Source organism: Nakamurella sp. UYEF19, from assembly GCF_040546275.1.
In the GTDB taxonomy this organism is placed as follows: domain Bacteria; phylum Actinomycetota; class Actinomycetes; order Mycobacteriales; family Nakamurellaceae; genus Nakamurella.
On the sequence record NZ_JBEPNO010000015.1, the window covers coordinates 1 to 20861 of the forward strand.

The following is a 20861-nucleotide window of genomic DNA, read 5'->3' on the forward strand; positions in this document are numbered from 1 at the left end:
AACGCCATCGTCAGCGACCTCCACGTCTGCAAACAGGACAAGGAGATCGAACAAGCACCCCGCGACGTCCGGCGTCAGGACACGCCGGGTGGTCCTACAACTGGCAGAACGGCGGTCCCATGCCGTTGGCAGAAAATCGCCGCAGGTGGTCCCTTCACGATGGCAGGCGACATCAGACGGACCCTTTCATCATGGACAGCGCCTTGTCGATATCGCGCGCGGTCCATGCGGAACCGACAAATTCTTGCGACTGCTCGACCAAGGATTCCACGATTTCCATGTAGTCGCCGTAGTAGTTCGCTCTTAGGTGGAATCCAAGGCCGTGCAAGGAGGCGAGGGCGTACCGGTCATACACAGCCATCCGCTTTGGTGCCATCGCCAATAGAACGGCCGACGCCAGGGCTGCCCCATGTCTAAAGCCAGGAAGCGCGTTCAGCTCCTTCCTACCCTCTCGAGCAGCGGACGGAGTAGTAACAGCCAAATCATTAACAGCAGCGAAGGCCCTCTCCGTGCACGCGCGGACTATTCCGTCGGATCGGTCGTTCAGATCCTTCGCCCAGGGCGTATTTGCCTGCAGTCGCTTCCAAAACAGCAACGCTCCGATATCGGCCTTACCCAGCGACCGCGCGAGCTGCGCTCTTTTCTAGATCTCGATCAGCACCTCGTCGTACGGTGCATCATCGGTTCCGTAAGCGGCCCGCGCTGCGGCCACCGTCGCCCATTGGTCACCTGAAAGCCTGTGTTCAGTCATGGTCAACTTCGTCCCGCCTCGGTCATCATCGCTGCCGGCGTCAGCGATTCAGCAGTCATCGCACTGACCACTTTTCGGCAGCACGGTGCGGTGAGTGGGGCACATCGCTGGTGGTGGTAGGGGTTCCTTTGCCTTCCGCCGAGCTTCTTCTTCCCTGGTCAGGCGCGAATTCCCGCCGTCTGCCGGGAGGGCCAAGGCATACTTTTGGTAGCAGAGGAGCCGGATATCGGCGGCGCAGAGCTCAGCATCAGCAGGGCGAACGCCGTTCGAAAAATGGCTGGCAGCTCCTGCGAAACCCTCGCCGACGGTTCCATCCTGATGCACGCAGAGCGCGGTCAGAAGTAGCTCGCCACGTCGGTGGCAGTCAAGGGCGACCGACTCCAAGACCTGGCCGATCCAGTTGTTCAGCAGCGAACGGGTACGAACGCCGGTCCTTGTCTGAACCGCTTCACCGAGTTTCTTGTACGTGATGACCTCGCTATAGGTAGAGGCAACGTCCAGCAGTACGTGTGTCGCAGCCGCCGACCAGCCCGCGACGGCCTCGCTCCATCCCACCGGCATGCCGCTGCCTACATTCCAAGTTCCGGGAGTCGAGATCGGGGGAACATCGTCGGAATGGGTCACGCCCTAGATTATAATCCATGAGGGTCCCGCGCGTCAGAAAGACGGGATGTCCTTTCGGAGTATTTTTTCCTGACGGCTAGATGTAAAAGTGGCGAGGCACAAAATCTGCTAACCGGGCGGATCTATCAGCGAACGAAGACCGGCAGCTGCGGTAGTAACTTCGCTGCGACGTCAACGATCGCGGCAGCGTGTGGCAGCGCTTCGGCAACGTCCTCAGAGGTGAGAATCGATTCCGGGGTTGGGTAGTCGGTGCGGTTGCGAATCCGCCTCAGTCGGTCGTACGGCCGAAGCTGAGCGTCGCCGGAGCGCCCGGTTTGCGCTCTTACTGCTGCAATCGGGGCAATATGGCCACCCTTTGCAGTGGGCCGAATCCCCTGAGTCGCGAGGACTGCTGTCAATGCAAGTCGGGCAGCCGTGTACAGCGCATCAAACGCTATTTCCGGGTCGGTGGCCGCGATGTCCTCAGCGGTTGTCAGGTGCTTGAAGGCCTTTCCGATGAGGGTATCGGCAAACGGGCGGTTGGGTGGAGCCATCTCGAGTTCTCCTGCATCGAGCATCTGGAGAATGGCTTCTCGTCCGATCGGCCAGCTCATGCGGTGACAGGGGCACTGGCGTGCAGGGCGACGAGCGGGCGGTTAGCAACATTTTCCAGGAACGGGTCACTGCTGCGGTTCGCCCACCGCTGCGCAGTGACGAAGGTTGGATTGACCTCGCGGTGAATCCGACGGCCGACCTCGCTGATTGCCTCGTAGACGTCATCCCGATCAGGATGCCCGACGACCAGTAGGTCGATATCGTTCGGGCTGGGACCCTTTTCGCCGTAGAACCTGGCCGCCCATGAGCCATAGATGAACGCCTCGTCGATTCCCGCGATGTCGGCCAGGGCCGCGCTGATCAGCGTCTGCGGGCCGTACGCAATGAGGATCAACTCTCGCAGCGGTCTGACGGCAGGGTTGGCGTCGTCCGGGCGGACCAGTCGGGAGCGGCCGACGCGCTCGTCAGTGAAGATGCCGGCGCGGGTGAGGCGCTCCACCTCGCGGTGCACCGTAGATTCCGGCGCACCCAGCATGTTGGCCAGGGATGCGATGGTGCTGGGCTGGGGATCGAGAAGGACTGCTGCGATGAGGCGGGCTTGTAGGTGCGACCGAAAGATCGGGGCGAGTGGTGGCGCCTCGGTTCTCATATGACTGAGCTTATCATCAGCCATATGAGAACTACCCGACCACGTGTGGCAGCCGTCGCCGCGCCTTACCGAACTGACCGCACCAGCCCCATCAGGTCCCGGACCTCCCCCGCCGTGGGTTGAAGCTCGTACGAGTGGTGGTGACAGGCCCGGCTCAGGCCGTCCCAGGCAGCCTGGGCGCAGGCGCCGACGTCAGCATCGTCGAGCGCCGTCAGGATGATCAACCTGGATCTCATCGACGGCCGCGCGAGGCCGGGAGCGACTGCGGCGCAACGTTCGTCAACGATCTCCTCGAGCGCCTGCCGGGCCAGCACCGCCGCAGCGCGGGCGCTGTTCCCGTCCGGGACGGACACCGAGCCGTCCAGCACCGCCTCGGCCATGGTCAGGACGTCGACGGCCGTCATGCCAAGGCCCGCAGGTCTTTCAAGGCAGCACGGACGACGCGGACCTCCTCGGCATGATCCCCGCTGGAACCGACATGGACGCCGCGATTGCACACGGCGACTGCCTCCGACCGCCGTCCGGTCCCCAACCAGGTCTTGATGTCAGCCTTCTTGTCGCCGACGATCGCCATGGCGAGGCGTTGCCGCAGGGTCGTCAACTCATCCCAGGTGCTCTCCACCGTGGTCCGCTCGTTGCCTGCCGCGATCGCCTTGCCCTCGTAGACCGCGAAAGCCGCCGACTCCATGGCCATCCGGCACAGTCCGGGGACGATCCGGTCCTTCACGTCATCGGGCACCCCGTCGTCCATCGCCAGCGCAAACGCGTCGTCCAGGTAGCGGGTCGACGGGTGCAGCGATTCGCGGATGGTGACCACAGACCCGTCGTTGCGGTTGACCTCCCAGACCTGGGCGTTCACCTTCGCTCGCCGAACCGCGGCGGGGAGCCGGTCGTCATGCGACAGCACGATCACCTGACGGTCAATCGCCAACTCCTGCAACACCTTCACGAAGCCCTGGACCTTGGCCGGGTCCATCGCCTGGATCGGATCGTCGAGCACCACGAACCGGAACGGGCTGTCCGGCGCGGTGGCGCGCGGCAGGAACAGCGACAGCGCCAGAGCGTGGAGCTCACCCTGGCTCATCACCCCGAGGGCGCCGGCGTCCACCCCGTCGACCTCGGCCATCAGCTCGACGCGCCGCCGCGTCGCGTTCCCCTCGAGCCGGATCGCACCCAGATCGACGTTGCTCTCCTGACGCAGCAACGCCCAGATCTCCCGGGCCCGGTCGGCGAGCGGCGCCAGCCGTTGATTGCGCAGATCACCCTCACTCGCCTTCAGCCAGTCCGAAGCCGACTTCACCTCGACCACCTGCGGAGCCGTCTGCGCCGCTGACCTGACCAACGACGCCCAGTGCCCGAGCTTCAGCGCCAGCGGAGCCCACAGGTCCTCCCGCTCGGCAACCAGCAGCCGGGCCTGCTCCTGCAGCGCCGTCATCGATCCGACGACCGCATCGAACTTCGACATCAGATGATCGACCAGTTCGAGGTCTCCCGCCGGTGCGTCAGCCCAGGCACTCGCGGACGATCGAGCCGGCTCCAGCGTGGTCAGTTCGGCATCGTCGATCTGGGGCAAAGGCAATCCAGCAACGAGCCGGCGCGCCTCACGGCAAGCTGCGGCCAGCCGCGCCTGTGCTCCCTTCAGCGCGGCGACCTCCGCCTGTTCGGTGCTCAGAGCTTTACGTGTCGCATCCGCCCAGGCCTGATCGAGGTGCCCCACTCCGCAGACCGGGCAATCGATGTCGCCACTGGACTGGTGAAGTTCGAGGGCCTGGGACAGCAGGTGTGACCGGCTCGCCAGCACCTCGGCAGCTGAACCGGCGAGGGCAGCGAGGCCGGTGACGGCCGCGCGCAATTCGGCCGCAGCGGCATCGACCTCGAGCTGTTCCGGCCACGTCAACCTGCCGATTGCTCTGAGACCGCCGAGCGTGCCGCCTGCATTGGCGGCGCTACCGGTGGCCAGCTGCTCGACCGCGGCCAGGTCCGGCGCTCGCTTCGCGACCAAGGCAGACGCCTGTGCCGCCCGTGGATCGGTCGAGTTGCCCAGCAGCGCCCTGATTTCGGTCAGCGCAGCCTTGGCCGTCGCGGCGGGAATCTGCAACCGCTTCAGCAGCAAAGTGAGTCGACCCTGCCCGTCGTTGATCGGCTGCAGACCGAGCAGGCTGTGGAGCTTGTCGAACAACCCGCTGGGCGTGCCCTCCAGCACTCCCCCGACCTCGTCGTAGGACAGCAGCGGCCGATACAACTCCAGAGGGACGTCCCAGCCGAGAGTCTCGCGGCCCGGCTGCCGTTTCGACCGAGGTCGCTGCACCCAGTGGACACCGTCGGTCAGGCCGGCGTCGGACGACCAGTCGACGCCGATGGTCGTCACCCCTTGACCCTCCTCGGCGAGCTCGACGCGGATCTCGGCCGGTAGGTCGCCGTGCAGGTTCCGCCAGTTCGCCGTCCAGACAGCGTTCGACTGCTTGCTCCACCGGTAACTGCCGCCGGTCAGGGCCATCTCGAGTGCTTCGGCGATGGACGACTTGCCCGAGCCGTTGCGGCCGGCGATCACGGTGAGGCCCGGGCCGGGGTGCAGCGGCACCGTCAGCGCCGTCCCGACGCCGCGGAACCCCTGCACGCGAACCGACTTGAGGTAGGCACCGACCGGCGCATGAGCCTCCGGACCGATGGCCGCAGCCTCCGCGAGGGTCTGGCCGGTCCCGTCCAACGCATCCTGCAGTGCCTGATCGCTGTCGAACGCGCCGAGGATCAGCAACCTCGTCTGGTCGGTCAGCTTCTCGTCACCATCGGCCAGCTCGAGTACCGCCGATATCAGGTCGATCTGCGCCATGGAACGTCCTCCACCCCGTCATCCCCGCTGATGAGGATGGATCGGACCCTATCGGACAGCGCCCGCGCCATCCGTCACACGTTCGGATGGTTGGGCACCCGTGCCGAGGTACCGCGTGTCGGGCCGCGCCCGCCCATGTTGGTCAATATGTCGACCAACATGGCCTAAAGTGAGGACCATGACCGTCGCATCGACGCCAGTGCCGTTGTCCGAGGCCAAGACGCACCTGTCGGAACTGGCCCGCCGCGTCCGCCAGCAGCATGAGCGGATCACCCTGACCCGCAACGGCGAGCCTGAAGCGGTCCTGTTGTCCGTCGACGACCTCGAGGGCCTGGAGATGACCTTGGAGATCCTCGGGGATACCTCCGCCGCTTCAGGGATAGCGGAAAGCCTCGCCGAGCTCCGTGCGGGCGACATCGGGGTGGACATGTCCACCGTCCGTGCCGACCTGGCCCGCCGTCGCGCGACTGGCGGATGAACCAGGACAGCAGATGGGAGGTCAGATTTCAGGGCCGCGCTCGTCGCGCGATCGCAGAACGGCTACCTGAGTCTGTCGCGGCTGCGGTCCTGGAGTTCTGCGATTTGACGCTGGCCGTCAACCCCCACAAAGTCGGCAAACCGTTGTTCGGGCCACTCGCCGGCTGCCACGGAGCACGACGCGGCACCTATCGCATCATTTGTCGCATCGACGAGGAAAGGCACATGGTGCAGGTTCTGGACGTCGACCACCGAGCGGACATCTACCACCGCCCGCAGGGCTGAGAACGCGCTCTTCACATTTCGAGGCGCCCGCGAAGGCAGCGTTGGGTTCTGACATGGCAGTTCAGGGCGCATCACTGTTCCAACGGGCTCGCCAGCCGGAGTGCCGAGAACTTCGCGAAGTCCCGATCCAGGGTCACGAAAAGGGCCTGATTCTCGATGGCCAGCGCTGCGTGAAATGCATCGCTGACGAGATTTCCGGTTGCTTCCGATTGTCGGCAGAGGTCGGCGAAGATCTGCCAGTTGCGTTGTCCTGGAATGACTATCGTGGCCGCCGGTGCACTTCGCATCTGATCGAGGCGATCGAGGACGAGACCAGCCGTCGGAGGATCGAAGAAGATGCGCGGATTCGTCAGCACCCGCACGACACCCGACAGGATCGACGGCGAAAGACCGACCTTCTGGTCACCGTTCAGGGCCTTGCCCAGCCAATCGACCAGCTGCTCGTGGTGCGGATCGTCGGGCTGGAGCGCTCCGACCAGGACGTTGACGTCCGGAATGATCATCGAATCCGAACGGCCGGCACATCGCTGTCGAGCAGCTCCGTCATTGCCGCATTGCTGGTCAGATCGACCCCCGGACGGACCCCGCCCGCGCTGGGCAGGACAGTGATCTGGAAGGGCGCCTGCGGCGTGCTGGGCGCCGACAACAGCGCCACCAGTGCCTGTTCGACCAGCGAGGTGACCGTGGTGCCCTCCTCGGCAGCTCTGATCTTCACCCGCCGGTACAGCTGATCGTCCAGGTTCATCGTTGCCTTCATGCGAATAACCGTACTCCCGTATCGCTGTATCATCCGGCTTGACACCGATCAGGATGGCTTCGGTGGCCGGTGCGGCTGGGCGCGGCGACTGGGCGCGAACACATTGCCGAACTCGCGCCCTCCCTGTGGATCCATCAGGCTGCGGAACAGCTCGGCCGGATCGACCTGCGCCCGATAGTCGAAATGCAGGTCGGCCTGCCCGCGTCCGGCGTCGTAGGCGTCGGGAATATGGATGACGACGATCGCCGGATCGGCCAGCCAGCGGGGCACGGACCACTGCTGCGCGAGCACGGCCAGGGCCCGACCGCCGGCGGCCTGCATCACCCAACTGGCCCGCCCGCTCACGATGCTCGCGAGGTAGTGCCCGTCGATGGCGATCTGCGCGAGTTCGCCCAGGGTGGTCGAGGTGTTGATCTCGAACGCCCAGGTGTGCGGCGCCCACGTATCGTCGCCCATCGCCACGCTGTGCCGCGTGATGCTGACGCGGATCCGCGGCGGCGACGCATCCCCGCGGAACCAGCGGTCGACCTTCGCCAGGAAGTCATGCCCGTCCATACCCCCCAGTGTGACCCTGTTGCGGTCCCCCGATCCATGACGGCATTGACTGCGCCGTCCAGGACCCACGGACTGCGGCGGCGTCCCGGGTACAGTGCTGCGCGACGGGGCAGGGCCCCGAGACGTCGACCACCGAGGGTCGGATCAGGATTCGATGAGAGGAAGAATGAATGGCCGACCGCACCGATCCAGCGTCTCTGCCATTCACCTACGAGGAATTCGCCGAGTGGTATTCGACGATCTGGAAGAACCTGCTCGAACCAGGGCGCGCCACGCTGGTACGCCTGCTGGGCGAACTCATCGACCAGAGTGTCTCGGAACTGGACAAGCACCGGGTCCGGATGAAGGACAGCCGGGTCAAGGAGACGCTGCGGCTCTGGTCGAAGATGCAGAAGGACAAGTACCGGACCTCGATCCACCATCTGGACGACATTCCCTCCGTCATCGACGATCTCGTCGGGGTCCGGATCGTCTGCAACAACCTGTCGGACGTGCGGTTCGTCCGGGACCTCCTGTCCGACTGGCCGGCGCCCGAGGCGATGGGTCAGTTCGGTATGGCCGTCGAGTTCACCTCGGAGCGGCAGTACATCGAGGACCCGAAAGACTCCGGATACCGCGGCTACCACATCAATCTCGTCACGAACGTCCCGGGGCTGAAGGACACCCACCGGGTCCGCGGCGAGCTGCAGGTTCGCACCCTCCTGCAGGACGGCTGGGGCGAGCTCACCCATGAGGACACCTACAAGCCCGGTGTCGAACTACCTGCGCAGGTGACGACCCTGTCCCGCAAAATGGCGGACCTTCTCGCGAATGTTGACGATCTCGCCCAGGATTTGCGGCTCGAGCTGGACACTCTGGCTCAAAGTGCTGTGGAAGATGCGCCCGCCTCGGAGCCGGAGGATCAGGTCTCCGCTGTTGTCGGGGGGGACAACCTCAATGCGGGAGAAGGACCCGAGCCTTCCCGAACGCTGGTTCTCCAGGAAACAGCACGAATTGTCTCGAAGCTCCGCAATCCTGCGACCCTGGCAACAATTGCTGCAACTCTTCAGGCCACTTTCGGTACTAAAGTGCGTCAGAATTGGGTTGGGTTCGGCAGCTTCAAGAAAATGCTGATGGCCGCCGTCCCCGAGGTGACCATCCATCACCCCGCGCCCGGCTACGTGATCCCCGCCGGGGCGCAACCTGGATCTCACTGGCCCAAGCAGTTGCGGGAGACACCGCCCACCGCCGCGCCGTCCACGACCAAGTCTTGACCAACGTGCTGCTCCGACGGGCAGTGTCGGTGCGGTACTGAACAATCGAGACGTGGCGAGAACCACGGTGCGAGCAGCACCCGACGGCGAGGCGTAGCGTGACGCGCTGCGAAGCTACCTGCCGCCCGCCGAAGCCCCGGACCAGCCCCAAGAGGCCAAGTCCCCCACAGCCCCCGGCACGCCATCGCCCTCGCCTGGCGCTGGCAGGGCGGGCGCCGCCCGCCCGCACCGTTACCGATCACGCTCAAAGGCACCAAAGCAGCCATACTCGCCGGCGAGTCAGAAGCGGCTCTACCAACGCTGGTCCAACGCGCGGCCACGACGCTGGAATCGCCACCTCGCAATGGACCGACCGACTGCATCCGAACGAGTGACGTCGCAGGCGGCTGGAGGCCTGCCAGACAGGCTTTCGATTGACACTCGATCCGTCTCCAGGTGATCGAAAGCGGATTTTTGCGACGTCTTTGGCATACGAGCACATCGTTCAACCATTTGCCACGCACCTCGAAAGTCTATGCGGGAACGAACTACCCATCTCTTGACAAAGCGGACAGGAAAGTCGAAGATCCACGCCAGACGGTTGTTCGGAGGAGCCCTCGACACAGGATTGCGGGTATCAGATGCCAACAAATCAGGAGAAGATCAAGGATGCCGGCAAAATGGCGTTCTGGGCCGCCCTGGCAGTCTCCGTGGCCGGAACCTTCCTGACCAGTGGGCTCTCAGTGGAATTGATCAATCAGATCATCGACGGAGCGGGCGGCGGGGAGGCCGGGGCCTCCGATCTCTTCACCATCCTTGACGTGTTCATTCGGGCATTTCCCCTGGTGATTGCGACCATCGTGACGAGCGCAGTACTGATGAGCGATTCGATCTCGAACGCCTGGGGGAAGTTTTTTTGGCGTTGTGGTCGTGTGGTTCTTGGCTTCCGTAGCGATTGGCGGAGCGACTCCCAACCTGGTGTCTGACCAACTGCTCCAGAACTTCGAGAACACGGGACCACCCAGAACGCGAATAATCGCTGCTGGAGTCGATATATTCGCCCACTCATTCGCCTCCATTTTCACCGCGTACGGAATAGTGCTAACCGTTCAAGGCATTATCGTGGGCATCGCTGCCGTGTACTCCTACGTCAAGCTCAAAGAGAAATGGTCGTTGGCGCCGCCCGCACCCCCGGTGGCGCCCGCGAACCCGTAGAGCCTCGGCGGCCGCTGGAGCCAGTGCTCCGCGTCACCGACGATAAGCGTCGCTATTGGACCGCCGTGGGCATCAGGAAGGTGGGCGGCTCCACCACGCTGACAGGTACCACGGCCCGACGGCATCGGACCTGCAGTAACTCTCCTGACCCGCCCGAGACGAAATCTGAACTGAGGAGCGACGGCCGACCGCAATGAGCCATCAGCTTTGCCGTTCAACTACGAGCAATTCGCCGACTGGCACTCAACGATCCGGAAAAGCCTGCTCGAGCCGGGACGGGCCACCTTGGTCCGACTGCTGGGCGAGCTGATGGACCAGGGTGTGTCCGAACCGGACAGGTGGGGTACGGCAGCTTCAAGAAGATGCTGATGGCCGCGGTCCCCGAGGTGACCATCCATCACCCCGCACCCGGGTACGTGATCCCCGCCGGGGCGCAACCCGGATCTCACTGGCCGAAGCAGTTGCGGGAGACACCGCCCTCCGCCGCACCGGCCGCGGCCAAGTCCTGAGCAACGGGCCCGATCGCAGCGCCGGGCGGTCGGTGTCGGTGCGGTACTGAACAATCAAGACGTGGCGGGAGCAGCGGGGCGAGCAGCACCCGACAGCGAGGCGTGGCGTAAGGCGCTGCGCAGCTACCTGCCGCCCGCTGAGGGCACGGACCAGCCAGAACAGGACATCAAGACCCCCACTCCCCTGGCCCTGCAGTTCGAACTCCGAGAACTCATCCCCCGTACCCCTTCCCGCTGGAACGGCCCGGTCTCCAAGGCGGCGAAGGCCACCGCCGGCGACTTGGGCAATCAGTACCGCCTCGGCGTCCGACCGGTGGTCAGAACCTCGCGAGGCTGGGCACGATCCGGCATCACCTGGACCAACATCCCGCACCTGGTCAACCGACTGAATCTGGACCCTGAACAGCACCGATGGTTCTGCGAGTTCGGGGCGCTGCACCTGGCGCTGCGTCCGACGACACCCGGCCGGGACCCCGACTGGATCTACCTCGATGACTTCGCCAACCCGGTGCTCTGGACCCTGCTCGACCAGACACCGACGCTCAGCATCCAACTCGTCGGGTCCGGCACCAACGCCGCCGTCATCAGAGCAAAGACCGCCACGCTCACGCTCGACGCAACGAAAGACGAAGCCGGCATCCAGGTCCGCCCCCGGCTGACCATCGACGACACCAGAGCCGACGAGACCCACACCCGGCCGATCGGCAACCACGGCCTCTACCTCGTCGACCCGCAGGCGCCGCGCCAGATCCTCATCGCCCCAACAGCCGACCCACTCTCCAAGGACCAGCTCGCCATCCTGAGTGAACGCACGAAAACCCAAGTGCCGCAGCAGGATGCCGATGACTTCCTGGAGAACTACCTGCCCGAGCTGCAGGAACGTATCGACGTCACGAGCTCTGACAAGTCCGTCAAGCTGCCCACACCCAAGCCACCCGTCCTGATCCTCACCGTCACCCACAGCCCCCGGCACACCATCACCCTCGCCTGGCGCTGGCAGGGCGGCCGCTGCTCGGCGCCGACACCATCACTGGACCAGATCCTTCCGAAAGGCCTGCTCCCTGACGAGTGGCTCGGGACCGAACTGCTGCCCCGGATCGTCCCACTGCCGGTCACGCTCAAAGGCATTGACGCGGCGGTCTTCGCGGCCCGGACCCTCCGTACGTTGCACAGGCTGCCCGGCGTCGCCGTCGAAACCCAAGGCTTGGCACCGGACTACCGCGAGCTCACCGGCACCCCGCAACTGGTCATCACCACCGTCCCGTCCGAGAAGCACGACTGGTTCGACCTCGGCGTCGTCGTCACCGTCGACGGCAGAAACATCCCGTTCCTGCCGCTGTTCAAGGCGCTGGCCAAAGGCAGACGCCGGCTGCTACTCGTCGACGGGTCGTACCTCGCGCTCAATCATCCTGCCCTGAAGGCTCTCTCGGATCTGATCGAGGAGTCGCGGGACCTGACCGAATGGGAACCCGTCCCTTCCATCAGCCGGCACCAGATCAGCCTGTGGTCCGACTTCGAGGATCTCGCCGACGAGGCCGTCCCCGCGGTCGAGTGGCGGGCGCTGCTGGCCGAGACCCGGAACGACTCGCCCGTTCCGGTGGATCCACCGAAGGGGCTCGACGCCATCCTGCGCCCCTACCAGCAGGATGGGTTCGCCTGGCTCGCCTACCTGTGGCGTCATCGGCTCGGCGGCATCCTCGCCGACGACATGGGCCTGGGCAAGACCGTGCAGTGCCTCACGCTGATCCAACACATCGTCGAAGCCGAGAAGCGTGACGTGCGAATGCCTTTCCTGATCGTTGCACCGACTTCCGTGATGACGAACTGGGTGACCGAGGCCGAGAAGTTCACGCCGGGTCTCGTCGTCAGGCAGATGTCCACCACCGAGGCCACCGGCAAGGTCCCGATCGCCGACGTGGCCCGCGGCGCCGACGTCGTGGTGACAAGTTATGCGTTGCTGCGCCTGGACTTCGACGCCTACCAGGCGGTCGCGCAGTCCAGCGGGTGGGCCGGGCTGATGCTCGACGAGGCGCAGTTCGTCAAGAATTCCGGCTCGAAGGTGCACGCGGCGGCGCTGGACCTGCAGGTGCCGTTCAAGCTCGCCGTCACCGGTACGCCGCTGGAGAATTCGCTGACCGACCTGCAGGCTCTGTTCGCGATCGTCGCGCCCGGGTTGTTCGCCTCGGCGCCGCGGTTCCTGAACGACTACGTCCGGCCGATCGAGCAGTCGCGGCCGGGCATCGCCCGCGGGATCGGCGCCGGCAACACCGAGCAGGTCAACGCCGCGACGCGGGTCGAACGGCTGGCTAAACTGCGGCGCCGGATCCGGCCGTTCCTGTTGCGCCGCACCAAGGAACTGGTCGCTGCGGACCTCCCTGCGAAGCAGGAGCAGACGCTGCGGATCGACCTCGCTCCGGAACACCGCGATCTCTACGACCTGTTCCTGCAACGGGAACGGCAGAAGCTGTTCCGGCTGCTGGGGGACGACTTCAACCTCAACAAGTTCATCGTGTTCCGCTCCCTGACGCTGCTGCGGTTGCTGGCGCTGGATGCGTCGCTGATCGGCGACGAGTACGGCGAGATGCCCTCCAGCAAACTCGACGCGCTGTTCGAGCAGCTCGACGACGTGGTCGCCGAGGGGCATCGGGCGCTGATCTTCAGCCAGTTCACCTCGTACCTGGCGAAGGTGAAGCGTCGCCTGGACTTGGCCGGAATCAGCTTTGTCTATCTGGACGGCAGCACCCGCAACCGCGCCGAGGTGATCGCGGAGTTCAAGACCGGTACCGCCCCGGTGTTCCTGATCAGCCTCAAGGCCGGCGGGTTCGGCCTCAACCTCACCGAGGCCGACTACGTCTTCCTGCTCGACCCCTGGTGGAACCCCGCCAGCGAGGAGCAGGCCATCGACCGCACCCACCGCATCGGGCAGGACAAGAACGTCATGGTCTACCGACTGGTCGCCGCCGACACCATCGAGGAGAAGGTCCTGGCCCTGCAGGAGCGCAAGGCCAACCTCTTCAACTCCGTCATCGACGACGAAGCCCTCTTCAGCGCCGCCCTCACCGTCGACGACATCCGGGAGTTGCTGGGCTGATAGCGGCGATCAAACGGAGATGATCTCGACAAGGTGTTCGATACCGAGGAGGTCACTTGCATTGCGCGTGTAGAGCCGAGCTGAGTGTGCGTGGGCCGTTGCAGCGATGAGAAGATCCATCACCCGAGCGCGCGGCTGGCGCCCGGCGGCCACCACGGCGGCGGCCAGCTGCCCATAGCTGGTGGCGACTGCATCGTCCTCGGGCAGCGCCGTGAATCTGCGCCGAATCTCCGTCAGTCGGCGTAGTCGCTCGGCACGGACTGCCCCCTCCGCAGTGACCAGGACACCAAAATGCAATTCAGCCAGGGAGGCGGCGCTGATCGCGAGCTCACCATCCAGCGGCGGAACATCTGTCGAGATCAGGATGCTCGTGTCGAGAATCGCTTTCAACGACGAGATTCCCATGGATCGGCCACTGATTGATCCACGAGGTCGCGATCACGTTGCCAGTCGGGGTCGGCACGCCCTTGCAAGACATCGGCAATGTCATCCCACTTGAACCACTGCTTGGGCATCGCAGGCACTAGACGAGCAGCCAGACGTCCGGAGACCGTGATGTCGAATTCCTCGCCACTCTCGACCCGACGAACCAGCTCCGAGGCGTCCTGGCGAAGTTCTCGAAGTCCGACTGTTTCCATGAACGCCATAGTAGCAGCTGTGCTACATCGGCGTCCCTCAAGCCCCCCGAAGCTTCGCTTCCCAGTCGGTGCGCAGGAGCGACATCACGACGGCGTCGACGCGGGCGTCGTCGAAGCGCAGCGCACCTCGAAGCACACCCTCCGCTTGGAACCCCGCCCGCTCGTAGACCCGCCGGGCCCTCGGGTTGAACGAGTAGACCTCGAGACTGATACGCCACAGACCGGTTGTGCGGAAAGCGTGATCGGTGATTAGTTGCGCCGCTTCGGTACCGAGCCCGCGGTCGCGGCCCTCTGAACCAATGAGGATGCGGAAGTTGCAGGAGTCGTTGCCGGCGTCCAGATTGTTCAGTACCGCCTCGCCGACGCAGCACCCCGAGGCGAGGTCGATGATCGCGAGATCGAGCCGCTCGGGACGTGCGGCAAGACCGCGGTACCAGGCGAGCGTGGACTCATCGAGCTCCGTGGATGCGTTCGAGGCGGCGGTCGTGTGCACCGAGCCGGTGAGACGCAGAACGACTGGGTCGGCCAGAACCGGTCCCATTGATGCAATGTCGGTCTCGGTGAACGGGCGCAGAAGGACAACCTCACCCTGGAGTTCAGGCTTGATCCGAAACGGTTCAGCGTCGACCTGCATGTCCGTCACTCCCCCGCCCCGCCGCATCATCGCTTCGCTCATCGGCCCATCGTCGCCGACCATCTGGACGGTCGCCAGTGCAATCGGCGCGTAGCGGACACTGGCGGCCCCGCCTGGGCGATCATCAGCACATGAGTGAGCGCACCCTCGTCGACCCGATCACCATCGCCGTCGGCTTCATGCCTCGACATCGATTACTGGAGGCGCTCCGAGAAGGGGACGTCCACCTCAATGAGATGGCATCGACCTTGCTCGACGATGCCATCTTCGATGCTCCGCAACCCGAGTCGGTAACTCTCGTCGAACGTTCTGTCAGCGATCTCGGCCTCGTGGCCGGCGCGCCGCTCCCGCAGATCTTCGAGGCGGCGCAGGAACGCGGTTTGCAACTCTGCCCACCGACGACTGGCCCCTACCTCCGACTGGTGCTCGATTCTCAGGCGATGGCGCCCGACGCGGTGATGTCGAACGGAAAGGCGCCTTCGGGATCGCTCACCGTCGCCGCACCTCCGTTTCAAGTCGACGAGGACTATCCGAAAGGTTTCTACCTGCGCGTCATCAGGGGCCGGCTCTGGCTCCGGGGCTATCGCTGCAGCAGCACTGAGCACGTCTGGGATCCTGCCGACAGATTGGTGTTCAGATCCATCGGTCGCAATCAGGGCGGAACGCCTGGGCGAAGCACCCGCGCTCACCGATGATCTAGAGGGGTCGTCGTGTCGGTTACGCCGGCTTCCGCGGTGTGAACCCGGCTTCGCAGTTGGCCGCCAGGCGTTCTGCAATCGGCTGGACGTCGGACAGCGAGCCGGCAGCAATCTCCATGATGAGTTCGAACGCTGCGTCGTTGTCAACTGCAAGCGGGTACCCGTTGATGCCGTAGAAGACGATGACGGCAGCCAGACCAAGCCGCTTGTTGCCGTCGACCAGCGCACGGTTCGAGACGGTCGAATGCAGGAGGGCAGCAGCCTTCTCGTGAATCTCGGGTAGGCGTCCTGACCGAAGCCCTTGTCTTGGGTCGGGTGGACGCGCAGTCCAGCAGTCCGTAGTCCCGGATGGCCAGGTCCGGCCCGATGACGCGGCGCGCGACCCGGAGCAGGTCGTCCAGGTCGAACAGGATCACTGAGCGAGCCGCTCCAAAGCATCGGCGAAGCGCGGTAATTCCGTGTTCATCACACGGTCGATCAGGTCGTCCCTGGAATGCCTGTCGGTGTACTCGCGGACGGCGGAGCGAGCGACTTCCTGCATGGATCGACCCTCGAGCTCGCCGCGCAACCGGAGAGCGGCCGTCTCCTCGTCCGTGAGCCGCAGAGTCATCGCCATTTCGTGTTGGTATCAAGGTTGATACCAAGGTGCCCTCTCGGCGATGTCGCCCCACGCCCGCCACTGCCTGGGCGTCACCGGCACCCTACGGGCGGCCAACCGTCCGGAGACCATGATGTCGATCTCCTCGCCACCCTCGGACCCTTTGGCGGCGCTGGTCCTGCACGATCAGGGCTGTGCCGACTGCAGCGCTCGACGCTACGGTGCTCACTATGTCGGACCTGCCCACCGTGTCGCTGCGCGCGCGTACAGCCGAAGACCTCGATGTCCTGTTCAGCGTCGCCGCCGATCTGGACACCTGGGAGGAGCGAAGCCCGCAGGCACCAGTGCCGCTGACCAGAGAGCAGTTCGACGCGCGGCTCGCGCGCACCGCCGAGGTCGATGCATCCCGGAAGGACATGACCTTCGTCGTCGACGTCGGCGGCGCTGCCGTGGGCAGCGTGTCACTGCCCAACTTCGACTCGTTCGCCCGCCATGCCGAGGCCGGGATCGCATTGGTACCTGGCGCCCGGGGCCGGGGCATCGGGACGGCGGCGATCGCCCAGCTCGTTGATTTCGGTTTTTTCCGTTGCAATCTCCGCCGGATCCATCTGCAGGCGATCGCGTCGAACGCGGGCGCAATTCGCGCCTACGAGAAGGCGGGGTTCGTCGTCGAGGGCCGGCTGCGCGAGCACGCCTGGGTCCGGGGCGCGTACGAGGACATCGTGCTGATGGGAATGCTGCGCTCGGAGCACTTCGGAAGCGGCAACAGGGCCTGACCAGGTCTCCTACCGGGCCCTGCAGGTCCAAGACGCCGCAAACGACGTTGCGCGCACGAGCAACGAACTCTACGACGGGCCCGCACTCCAGTTGTCCCCATCGGTCTCGATCAGATCAAGTGCCGTCAACAAGCCGGTCTCGCGGGGGAGGGAGAGAACGACGTCTCGCTCCGTCATGGGCCGACCGTCCACCTACGAACGATCAAGGCCCGAAAGATGCGTGCTCCAAACTCGTCCGTCGTCTGGGGGCCGAACGCGATCAAAGACGACACCGCATCGCTGGCCAGAAGTCCCACGAACTGGTCTTCGCCGAACCACGACCGCAGCCGACGGACGATCTCCAGGTCGTCGCCCGCAATCCTGGTCGGCCTGACGAGGCCCTTCGAGAGTCGGCGCAGGCGTGATCAGGCCCGCCTCTCTCGGAGTCTCCAGCTGCAACACCTCGCTACTGGCCAGTACGTGTGGCTGCGACCGTCGAGTACGACCGACAAATCCGCACGTTGTCGACGATTGATGGCAGGTGCACCGGCTGACGTCCTCAGCGATCGAAGAGGAACGGCTCCCGCCGGCGTCGCCCGCTCACACAGAGCCGCCCAACCGCTGCTGAGACCGCCACTGCAACGACCATCGAAACGATGACACCAGCGCTGTACCATCGCACATCCGCGAGCAGGGGCAGCCTCGGTAGCATAATCCGGACGTCACGGCGGGTAAGCCGAACCCAATACCAAACATGTATTTGCTGGCGCCATTGCTGTCTCCTGCTGACCGAACGCATCACCGCGCACCGAATACCTCGGCAAAGGACGGCCAATGACAGATCCCCGCGCGACCAACACTTCCGCACGACGTCGGGGCACGCTGCGCCTGACCTTGCGCATCACGCCGGCGGGACAGCAGTTGGTCAACGTCGAACGATTGGACATGATCTGCCCCCCGGCTCCACCGGATCCGCCCGAGATCGGCGTGAACAGCGGGCACTGGGTGACCCTGGACGACGCCGACGGCAGACCGCTGTTCACCCGGGTGATCGATTCCCGGGCCTTCGGGTCCGCCGAGATCTTCTCCCCGGACGGCACCATCCGGCACGTGGTCGGCCAGGTGCGGGCGGCTATCGTCGAGGTCCTCCTGCCCGATCTGGCCGAAGGCGTCGGCGCCACGGTGATCGGACAACCGATGGACATCGAGGGCCGGGGTGAGCGGGACCCACGCGAAAGCCGGCGGCTCGTCTCCTTCGACCTGCGAGCGCACCGCCAGGGCGGCGAATCGTCATGAGCGCCTCCGACGGCTACGTCCTCGGCATGTCCAAGATCGTCGACCACGGACCCAACTCCTCCCGTTGGAACCTGGTGTTCGTCGGCGACGGCTACCGATCCACCGAACTCAACCAGTACCGTGCCGACGTCAACGCAATCGTCCAGCAGTTCCGTGCCACACCGCCGTTCGACAACCTCTTCTGCGGCATCAACGTGCACCGGATCGACGTGGTGTCCACCCAATCCGGTGCCGACGATCCGCTGGACGCACCGGACAGCCCGGCCGGCACCCCGACCACCGCAAACACCTACTTCGACGCGACCTTCGCCGGCACCGGTCCGGGCGGCGTCAAGTACGACCGGCTGCTGGTCATCGATGCGGCCCTTGCCCTCTCCGTGTCGAACTCGGTCGCGAACCGCAACCAGGTGATCTGCGTCGTCAACTCGAGCAAGTACGGCGGGTCGGGTGGCGCGGTCGCCACCTGCTCCACCAATACACAGTCCCGCGAGATCGCCATCCACGAGATGGGCCACACTGCCTTCGGTCTCGCCGACGAGTACGGCTACGGAGCGGGCTCGCCCCCCGGCGAGCCGACACAGCCGAACGTCACCCGCGACACCAACCGCACCACCAACAAATGGCGGGCGCTGATCCTGGCCACCACCCCGATGCCCTCCTCGTGCAGCCCGGCGTCGGAATGCATGGCCTCCACCTGCGTCGTGCCGAGCTCCCCCGGGGCGGCCGGTGTGGTCGGGACCTTCGAGGGCGCCGCCTACACCGCCTGCAACATCTACCGTCCGACCACCAGTTGCTACATGCGGGACTTCTCGCCGTTCTGTCCCGTCTGCTCCGGCATCATCCGCACAGTGCTGGCGGTGTACCTACCGCCAGAGACGGTTTCACTGACGACGCCGAGCATCTCGTTCACCGGCGTCCCCGCGGGGATGGGCGGCGTCGGTGTCACCACCTACCGGGCGATCGTCTGGGAGACGGTGTCGTGCCGACCGCTCACCTTCGCTGTCACGGCCGGACCGACCGGCGGATTCGGGCTGCCGTCGGGCTCGTCCGTCACGGTCACCTCGGACTCCGCGCTGCCGATCACCTCGGCGCGCCTCTGGATCTCGTACACCTCCACCAACCCGGGGGATGTCGCCTCCGGCTCGGTGACGGTGCGGTGCAACGAGACCGGACAGCGCTGGACGATTCCGCTGATGGCGTCGACCATCTCGCGACCGAAAGCCGCTGTGACACTGGTGCTCGACCGGTCCGGCAGCATGGGCGATGATGCCGGCGACGGCCGTACGAAGGTGCAGAAACTGCGGGAGGCGGCCGGCGCGTTCGTGGATGTCATGCGCGCCGGAGACGGAATCGGTCTGGTCCGCTTCGACGACACCGCGAAGCGCCTCTTGGAAGTCGAGGATGCCGCCACCGGCGCCGGGACTGCCCAGTCGATCATCGCCGGCGCCGATCTCGACCCGGGCGGTGCAACGTCCATCGGCGACGGTGTGCTGGAGGGCTCGGCCATGTTGGCCGACGCCCATCCGGTACCCGCCTACGACGTGAAGGCGATGGTGGTGCTGACCGACGGCCAGTGGAACCGCCCACCCGACCTCGCCAGCATCTCGGGCAGCATCACGGCCAACACCTATGCGGTGGGACTGGGGCTGCCGTCCAACATCAGCGCCGCCGCGCTGACCACATTGTGTCAGGGGCACAACGGATATCTGCTGATGACGGGCGAGCTCACCGCGAGCCAGTCGATGCGCCTGAGCAAGTACTTCCTGCAGATCCTGGCCGGCGTGACGAACGCGAACATCATCTCGGACCCGCGCGGTACGGTGACCCGCGGCTCGGAGCAACGGATCCCGTTCTGGGTGACGTCGGCGGACTACGGGATGGATCTCATCGTCCTCAGCCCCTATCCGAGGTCCATCGACTTCCAGTTGGAGACGCCCGACGGCACCCGCATCGACCCTGCGACGATCGGGAACGTCAAGTACACCGTCGGCAACACGGTCGCGTACTACCGCTGTGCACTGCCGGTGCTGCCGGCCGACGCCAACGGCAGCCACGCCGGCCAGTGGAATGCGGTGCTGACCCTGGGCCGACTGCCCCGTCTGCCCAGCGGCGAACAAGGCCGGGATCCGTTCGGCAAGATCGGCGTGCCCTACGAATTTGTCGCCCACAGCTATTCCGCACTGACCTTCGACGCGCACGTGATGCAGCAGTCCTTCGACCTGGGTGCCACCGCCGAACTCGACGCCACTCTGCTCGAATACGAAGCGCCACCCGGCGCCGGCTATCGGGTCTGGGCCGAGATCGAATTGCCCGACCAGTCAATCAACTCGATCGCCCTGAAGCTCGGATCGGACGGTCGTCATCAGGCGAAGTACAAGCTGCCGATTCCTGGTGCCTACTCCGTCCGGATCCGTGCCCGCGGGGAGAATCTCGACGGTGAGGCCTTCGAGCGGGAGAAGACCCTGAGCGCGGTCACCATCCGTGGTGGGGACAAAGAACCGACCGGCGGGCAGGAACGCAGCCGGGTCGATCGGTTGCTCGACCATCTTGCCGACGGGGACGGAATCGACGACAAGGGCGCTGACCGGCTGAAGGAACTCGGCTTCGACGTCCGCAGGTTGCTGCAATCCCTGCGCCGCGCCGAGCACCCGTGGTCGGAGCACTGACCGGCCGGGTCTGATCGGACCCACCCGAAGTCGGCCCCGACCTGATCGTCGGGGCCGACTTCGGGAT

At 65.2% G+C, this 20861-nt stretch carries 23 protein-coding genes and 1 pseudogene; 10 read left to right on the forward strand and 14 right to left on the reverse strand.

Annotated elements, in window-relative coordinates:
• Positions 1 to 172: 172 nt before the first annotated feature.
• The 6 genes from ABIB25_RS18760 to ABIB25_RS18785 form a co-directional block, all read right to left on the reverse strand.
• Positions 173 to 361, reverse strand: a complete 189-nt coding sequence (locus ABIB25_RS18760; RefSeq protein ID WP_354530026.1) for a hypothetical protein — start codon at positions 359 to 361, stop codon at positions 173 to 175.
• Between the two features lie 438 nt (positions 362 to 799).
• Positions 800 to 1375, reverse strand: a complete 576-nt coding sequence (locus tag ABIB25_RS18765) for a hypothetical protein (RefSeq protein WP_354530027.1) — start codon at positions 1373 to 1375, stop codon at positions 800 to 802.
• 125 nt (positions 1376 to 1500) lie between these two features.
• Positions 1501 to 1968 carry a HEPN domain-containing protein gene (locus tag ABIB25_RS18770; protein ID WP_354530029.1) on the reverse strand — a complete coding sequence of 156 codons (468 nt, stop codon included), beginning with the start codon at positions 1966 to 1968 and terminating at the stop codon, positions 1501 to 1503.
• Entirely contained in the window at positions 1965 to 2558 is a 594-nt protein-coding gene (locus ABIB25_RS18775; RefSeq protein ID WP_354530030.1) for an ArsR family transcriptional regulator, read from the reverse strand. The genes ABIB25_RS18770 and ABIB25_RS18775 overlap by 4 nt, the downstream gene beginning before the upstream one ends.
• 65 nt (positions 2559 to 2623) lie before the next feature.
• Positions 2624 to 2962, reverse strand: a complete 339-nt coding sequence (locus ABIB25_RS18780) for a hypothetical protein (RefSeq protein ID WP_354530031.1) — start codon at positions 2960 to 2962, stop codon at positions 2624 to 2626.
• Complete coding sequence (locus tag ABIB25_RS18785; RefSeq protein WP_354530032.1) at positions 2959 to 5388, reverse strand: AAA family ATPase; 2430 nt, start codon at positions 5386 to 5388, stop codon at positions 2959 to 2961. Before ABIB25_RS18785 ends, ABIB25_RS18780 begins: the two co-directional genes overlap by 4 nt.
• A 178-nt stretch (positions 5389 to 5566) precedes the next feature.
• Here ABIB25_RS18785 and ABIB25_RS18790 point away from each other — a divergent pair, with 178 nt between their 5' ends.
• Positions 5567 to 5866: a type II toxin-antitoxin system Phd/YefM family antitoxin gene (locus ABIB25_RS18790; RefSeq protein WP_354530033.1), complete on the forward strand. Its 300-nt coding sequence runs from the start codon at positions 5567 to 5569 to the stop codon at positions 5864 to 5866.
• Complete coding sequence (locus ABIB25_RS18795; protein ID WP_354530034.1) at positions 5863 to 6150, forward strand: type II toxin-antitoxin system RelE family toxin; 288 nt, start codon at positions 5863 to 5865, stop codon at positions 6148 to 6150. Before ABIB25_RS18790 ends, ABIB25_RS18795 begins: the two co-directional genes overlap by 4 nt.
• A gap of 71 nt (positions 6151 to 6221) precedes the next feature.
• On the opposite strand, the gene ABIB25_RS18800 is transcribed toward ABIB25_RS18795, so the two are convergent.
• The 3 genes from ABIB25_RS18800 to ABIB25_RS18810 are packed head-to-tail and all read right to left on the reverse strand — an operon-like array spanning position 6222 to position 7462.
• Positions 6222 to 6653 (reverse strand): TA system VapC family ribonuclease toxin, encoded by a 432-nt coding sequence (locus ABIB25_RS18800; RefSeq protein WP_354530035.1) that lies wholly within the window; start codon positions 6651 to 6653, stop codon positions 6222 to 6224.
• A complete protein-coding gene (locus ABIB25_RS18805; protein ID WP_354530036.1) occupies positions 6650 to 6907 on the reverse strand; it encodes a CopG family transcriptional regulator in 258 nt (85 codons plus the stop codon). Before ABIB25_RS18805 ends, ABIB25_RS18800 begins: the two co-directional genes overlap by 4 nt.
• A 48-nt stretch (positions 6908 to 6955) precedes the next feature.
• Positions 6956 to 7462 carry a hypothetical protein gene (locus ABIB25_RS18810; protein ID WP_354530038.1) on the reverse strand — a complete coding sequence of 169 codons (507 nt, stop codon included), beginning with the start codon at positions 7460 to 7462 and terminating at the stop codon, positions 6956 to 6958.
• Between the two features lie 170 nt (positions 7463 to 7632).
• Between ABIB25_RS18810 and ABIB25_RS18815 the strand changes: the two genes are divergently transcribed.
• The 4 genes from ABIB25_RS18815 to ABIB25_RS18830 all read left to right on the forward strand — a co-directional run bounded on the left by ABIB25_RS18815 (position 7633) and on the right by ABIB25_RS18830 (position 13509).
• Positions 7633 to 8715 (forward strand): GTP pyrophosphokinase, encoded by a 1083-nt coding sequence (locus ABIB25_RS18815; protein ID WP_354530039.1) that lies wholly within the window; start codon positions 7633 to 7635, stop codon positions 8713 to 8715.
• A gap of 620 nt (positions 8716 to 9335) precedes the next feature.
• Positions 9336 to 9680, forward strand: coding sequence for a hypothetical protein (locus ABIB25_RS18820; RefSeq protein WP_354530040.1), 345 nt, complete (start codon positions 9336 to 9338; stop codon positions 9678 to 9680).
• 597 nt (positions 9681 to 10277) lie between these two features.
• Positions 10278 to 10418: a hypothetical protein gene (locus tag ABIB25_RS18825; RefSeq protein WP_354530041.1), complete on the forward strand. Its 141-nt coding sequence runs from the start codon at positions 10278 to 10280 to the stop codon at positions 10416 to 10418.
• Between the two features lie 61 nt (positions 10419 to 10479).
• Positions 10480 to 13509 carry a DEAD/DEAH box helicase gene (locus ABIB25_RS18830; protein WP_354530042.1) on the forward strand — a complete coding sequence of 1010 codons (3030 nt, stop codon included), beginning with the start codon at positions 10480 to 10482 and terminating at the stop codon, positions 13507 to 13509.
• 9 nt (positions 13510 to 13518) lie between these two features.
• On the opposite strand, the gene ABIB25_RS18835 is transcribed toward ABIB25_RS18830, so the two are convergent.
• From ABIB25_RS18835 to ABIB25_RS18845, 3 genes are read right to left on the reverse strand one after another with little or no spacing between them, the layout of a single operon-like run.
• Positions 13519 to 13914 carry a type II toxin-antitoxin system VapC family toxin gene (locus ABIB25_RS18835; protein WP_354530043.1) on the reverse strand — a complete coding sequence of 132 codons (396 nt, stop codon included), beginning with the start codon at positions 13912 to 13914 and terminating at the stop codon, positions 13519 to 13521.
• Complete coding sequence (locus ABIB25_RS18840) at positions 13896 to 14147, reverse strand: type II toxin-antitoxin system Phd/YefM family antitoxin (RefSeq protein ID WP_354530044.1); 252 nt, start codon at positions 14145 to 14147, stop codon at positions 13896 to 13898. Before ABIB25_RS18840 ends, ABIB25_RS18835 begins: the two co-directional genes overlap by 19 nt.
• A 37-nt stretch (positions 14148 to 14184) precedes the next feature.
• On the reverse strand, positions 14185 to 14781 hold the full coding sequence (locus tag ABIB25_RS18845; RefSeq protein ID WP_502919855.1) for a GNAT family N-acetyltransferase: 597 nt from the start codon (positions 14779 to 14781) through the stop codon (positions 14185 to 14187).
• Between the two features lie 131 nt (positions 14782 to 14912).
• Here ABIB25_RS18845 and ABIB25_RS18850 point away from each other — a divergent pair, with 131 nt between their 5' ends.
• Positions 14913 to 15476: a hypothetical protein gene (locus ABIB25_RS18850; protein ID WP_354530046.1), complete on the forward strand. Its 564-nt coding sequence runs from the start codon at positions 14913 to 14915 to the stop codon at positions 15474 to 15476.
• Positions 15477 to 15498: 22 nt separating this feature from the next.
• Here ABIB25_RS18850 and ABIB25_RS29245 read toward each other — a convergent pair.
• Both ABIB25_RS29245 and ABIB25_RS18860 read right to left on the reverse strand, forming a co-directional pair.
• Positions 15499 to 15895, reverse strand: a pseudogene (locus ABIB25_RS29245) (type II toxin-antitoxin system death-on-curing family toxin).
• Entirely contained in the window at positions 15892 to 16095 is a 204-nt protein-coding gene (locus tag ABIB25_RS18860; RefSeq protein WP_354530047.1) for a hypothetical protein, read from the reverse strand. Before ABIB25_RS18860 ends, ABIB25_RS29245 begins: the two are co-directional and overlap by 4 nt.
• Positions 16096 to 16307: 212 nt before the next feature.
• Between ABIB25_RS18860 and ABIB25_RS18865 the strand changes: the two genes are divergently transcribed.
• From ABIB25_RS18865 to ABIB25_RS18875, 3 genes are all read left to right on the forward strand, one after another.
• Positions 16308 to 16853 carry a GNAT family N-acetyltransferase gene (locus ABIB25_RS18865; protein ID WP_354530048.1) on the forward strand — a complete coding sequence of 182 codons (546 nt, stop codon included), beginning with the start codon at positions 16308 to 16310 and terminating at the stop codon, positions 16851 to 16853.
• Positions 16854 to 17666: 813 nt separating this feature from the next.
• Positions 17667 to 18128: a hypothetical protein gene (locus tag ABIB25_RS18870; protein ID WP_354530049.1), complete on the forward strand. Its 462-nt coding sequence runs from the start codon at positions 17667 to 17669 to the stop codon at positions 18126 to 18128.
• On the forward strand, positions 18125 to 20794 hold the full coding sequence (locus ABIB25_RS18875; RefSeq protein ID WP_354530050.1) for a M64 family metallopeptidase: 2670 nt from the start codon (positions 18125 to 18127) through the stop codon (positions 20792 to 20794). Before ABIB25_RS18870 ends, ABIB25_RS18875 begins: the two co-directional genes overlap by 4 nt.
• The last annotated feature ends 67 nt before the right edge of the window (positions 20795 to 20861 follow it).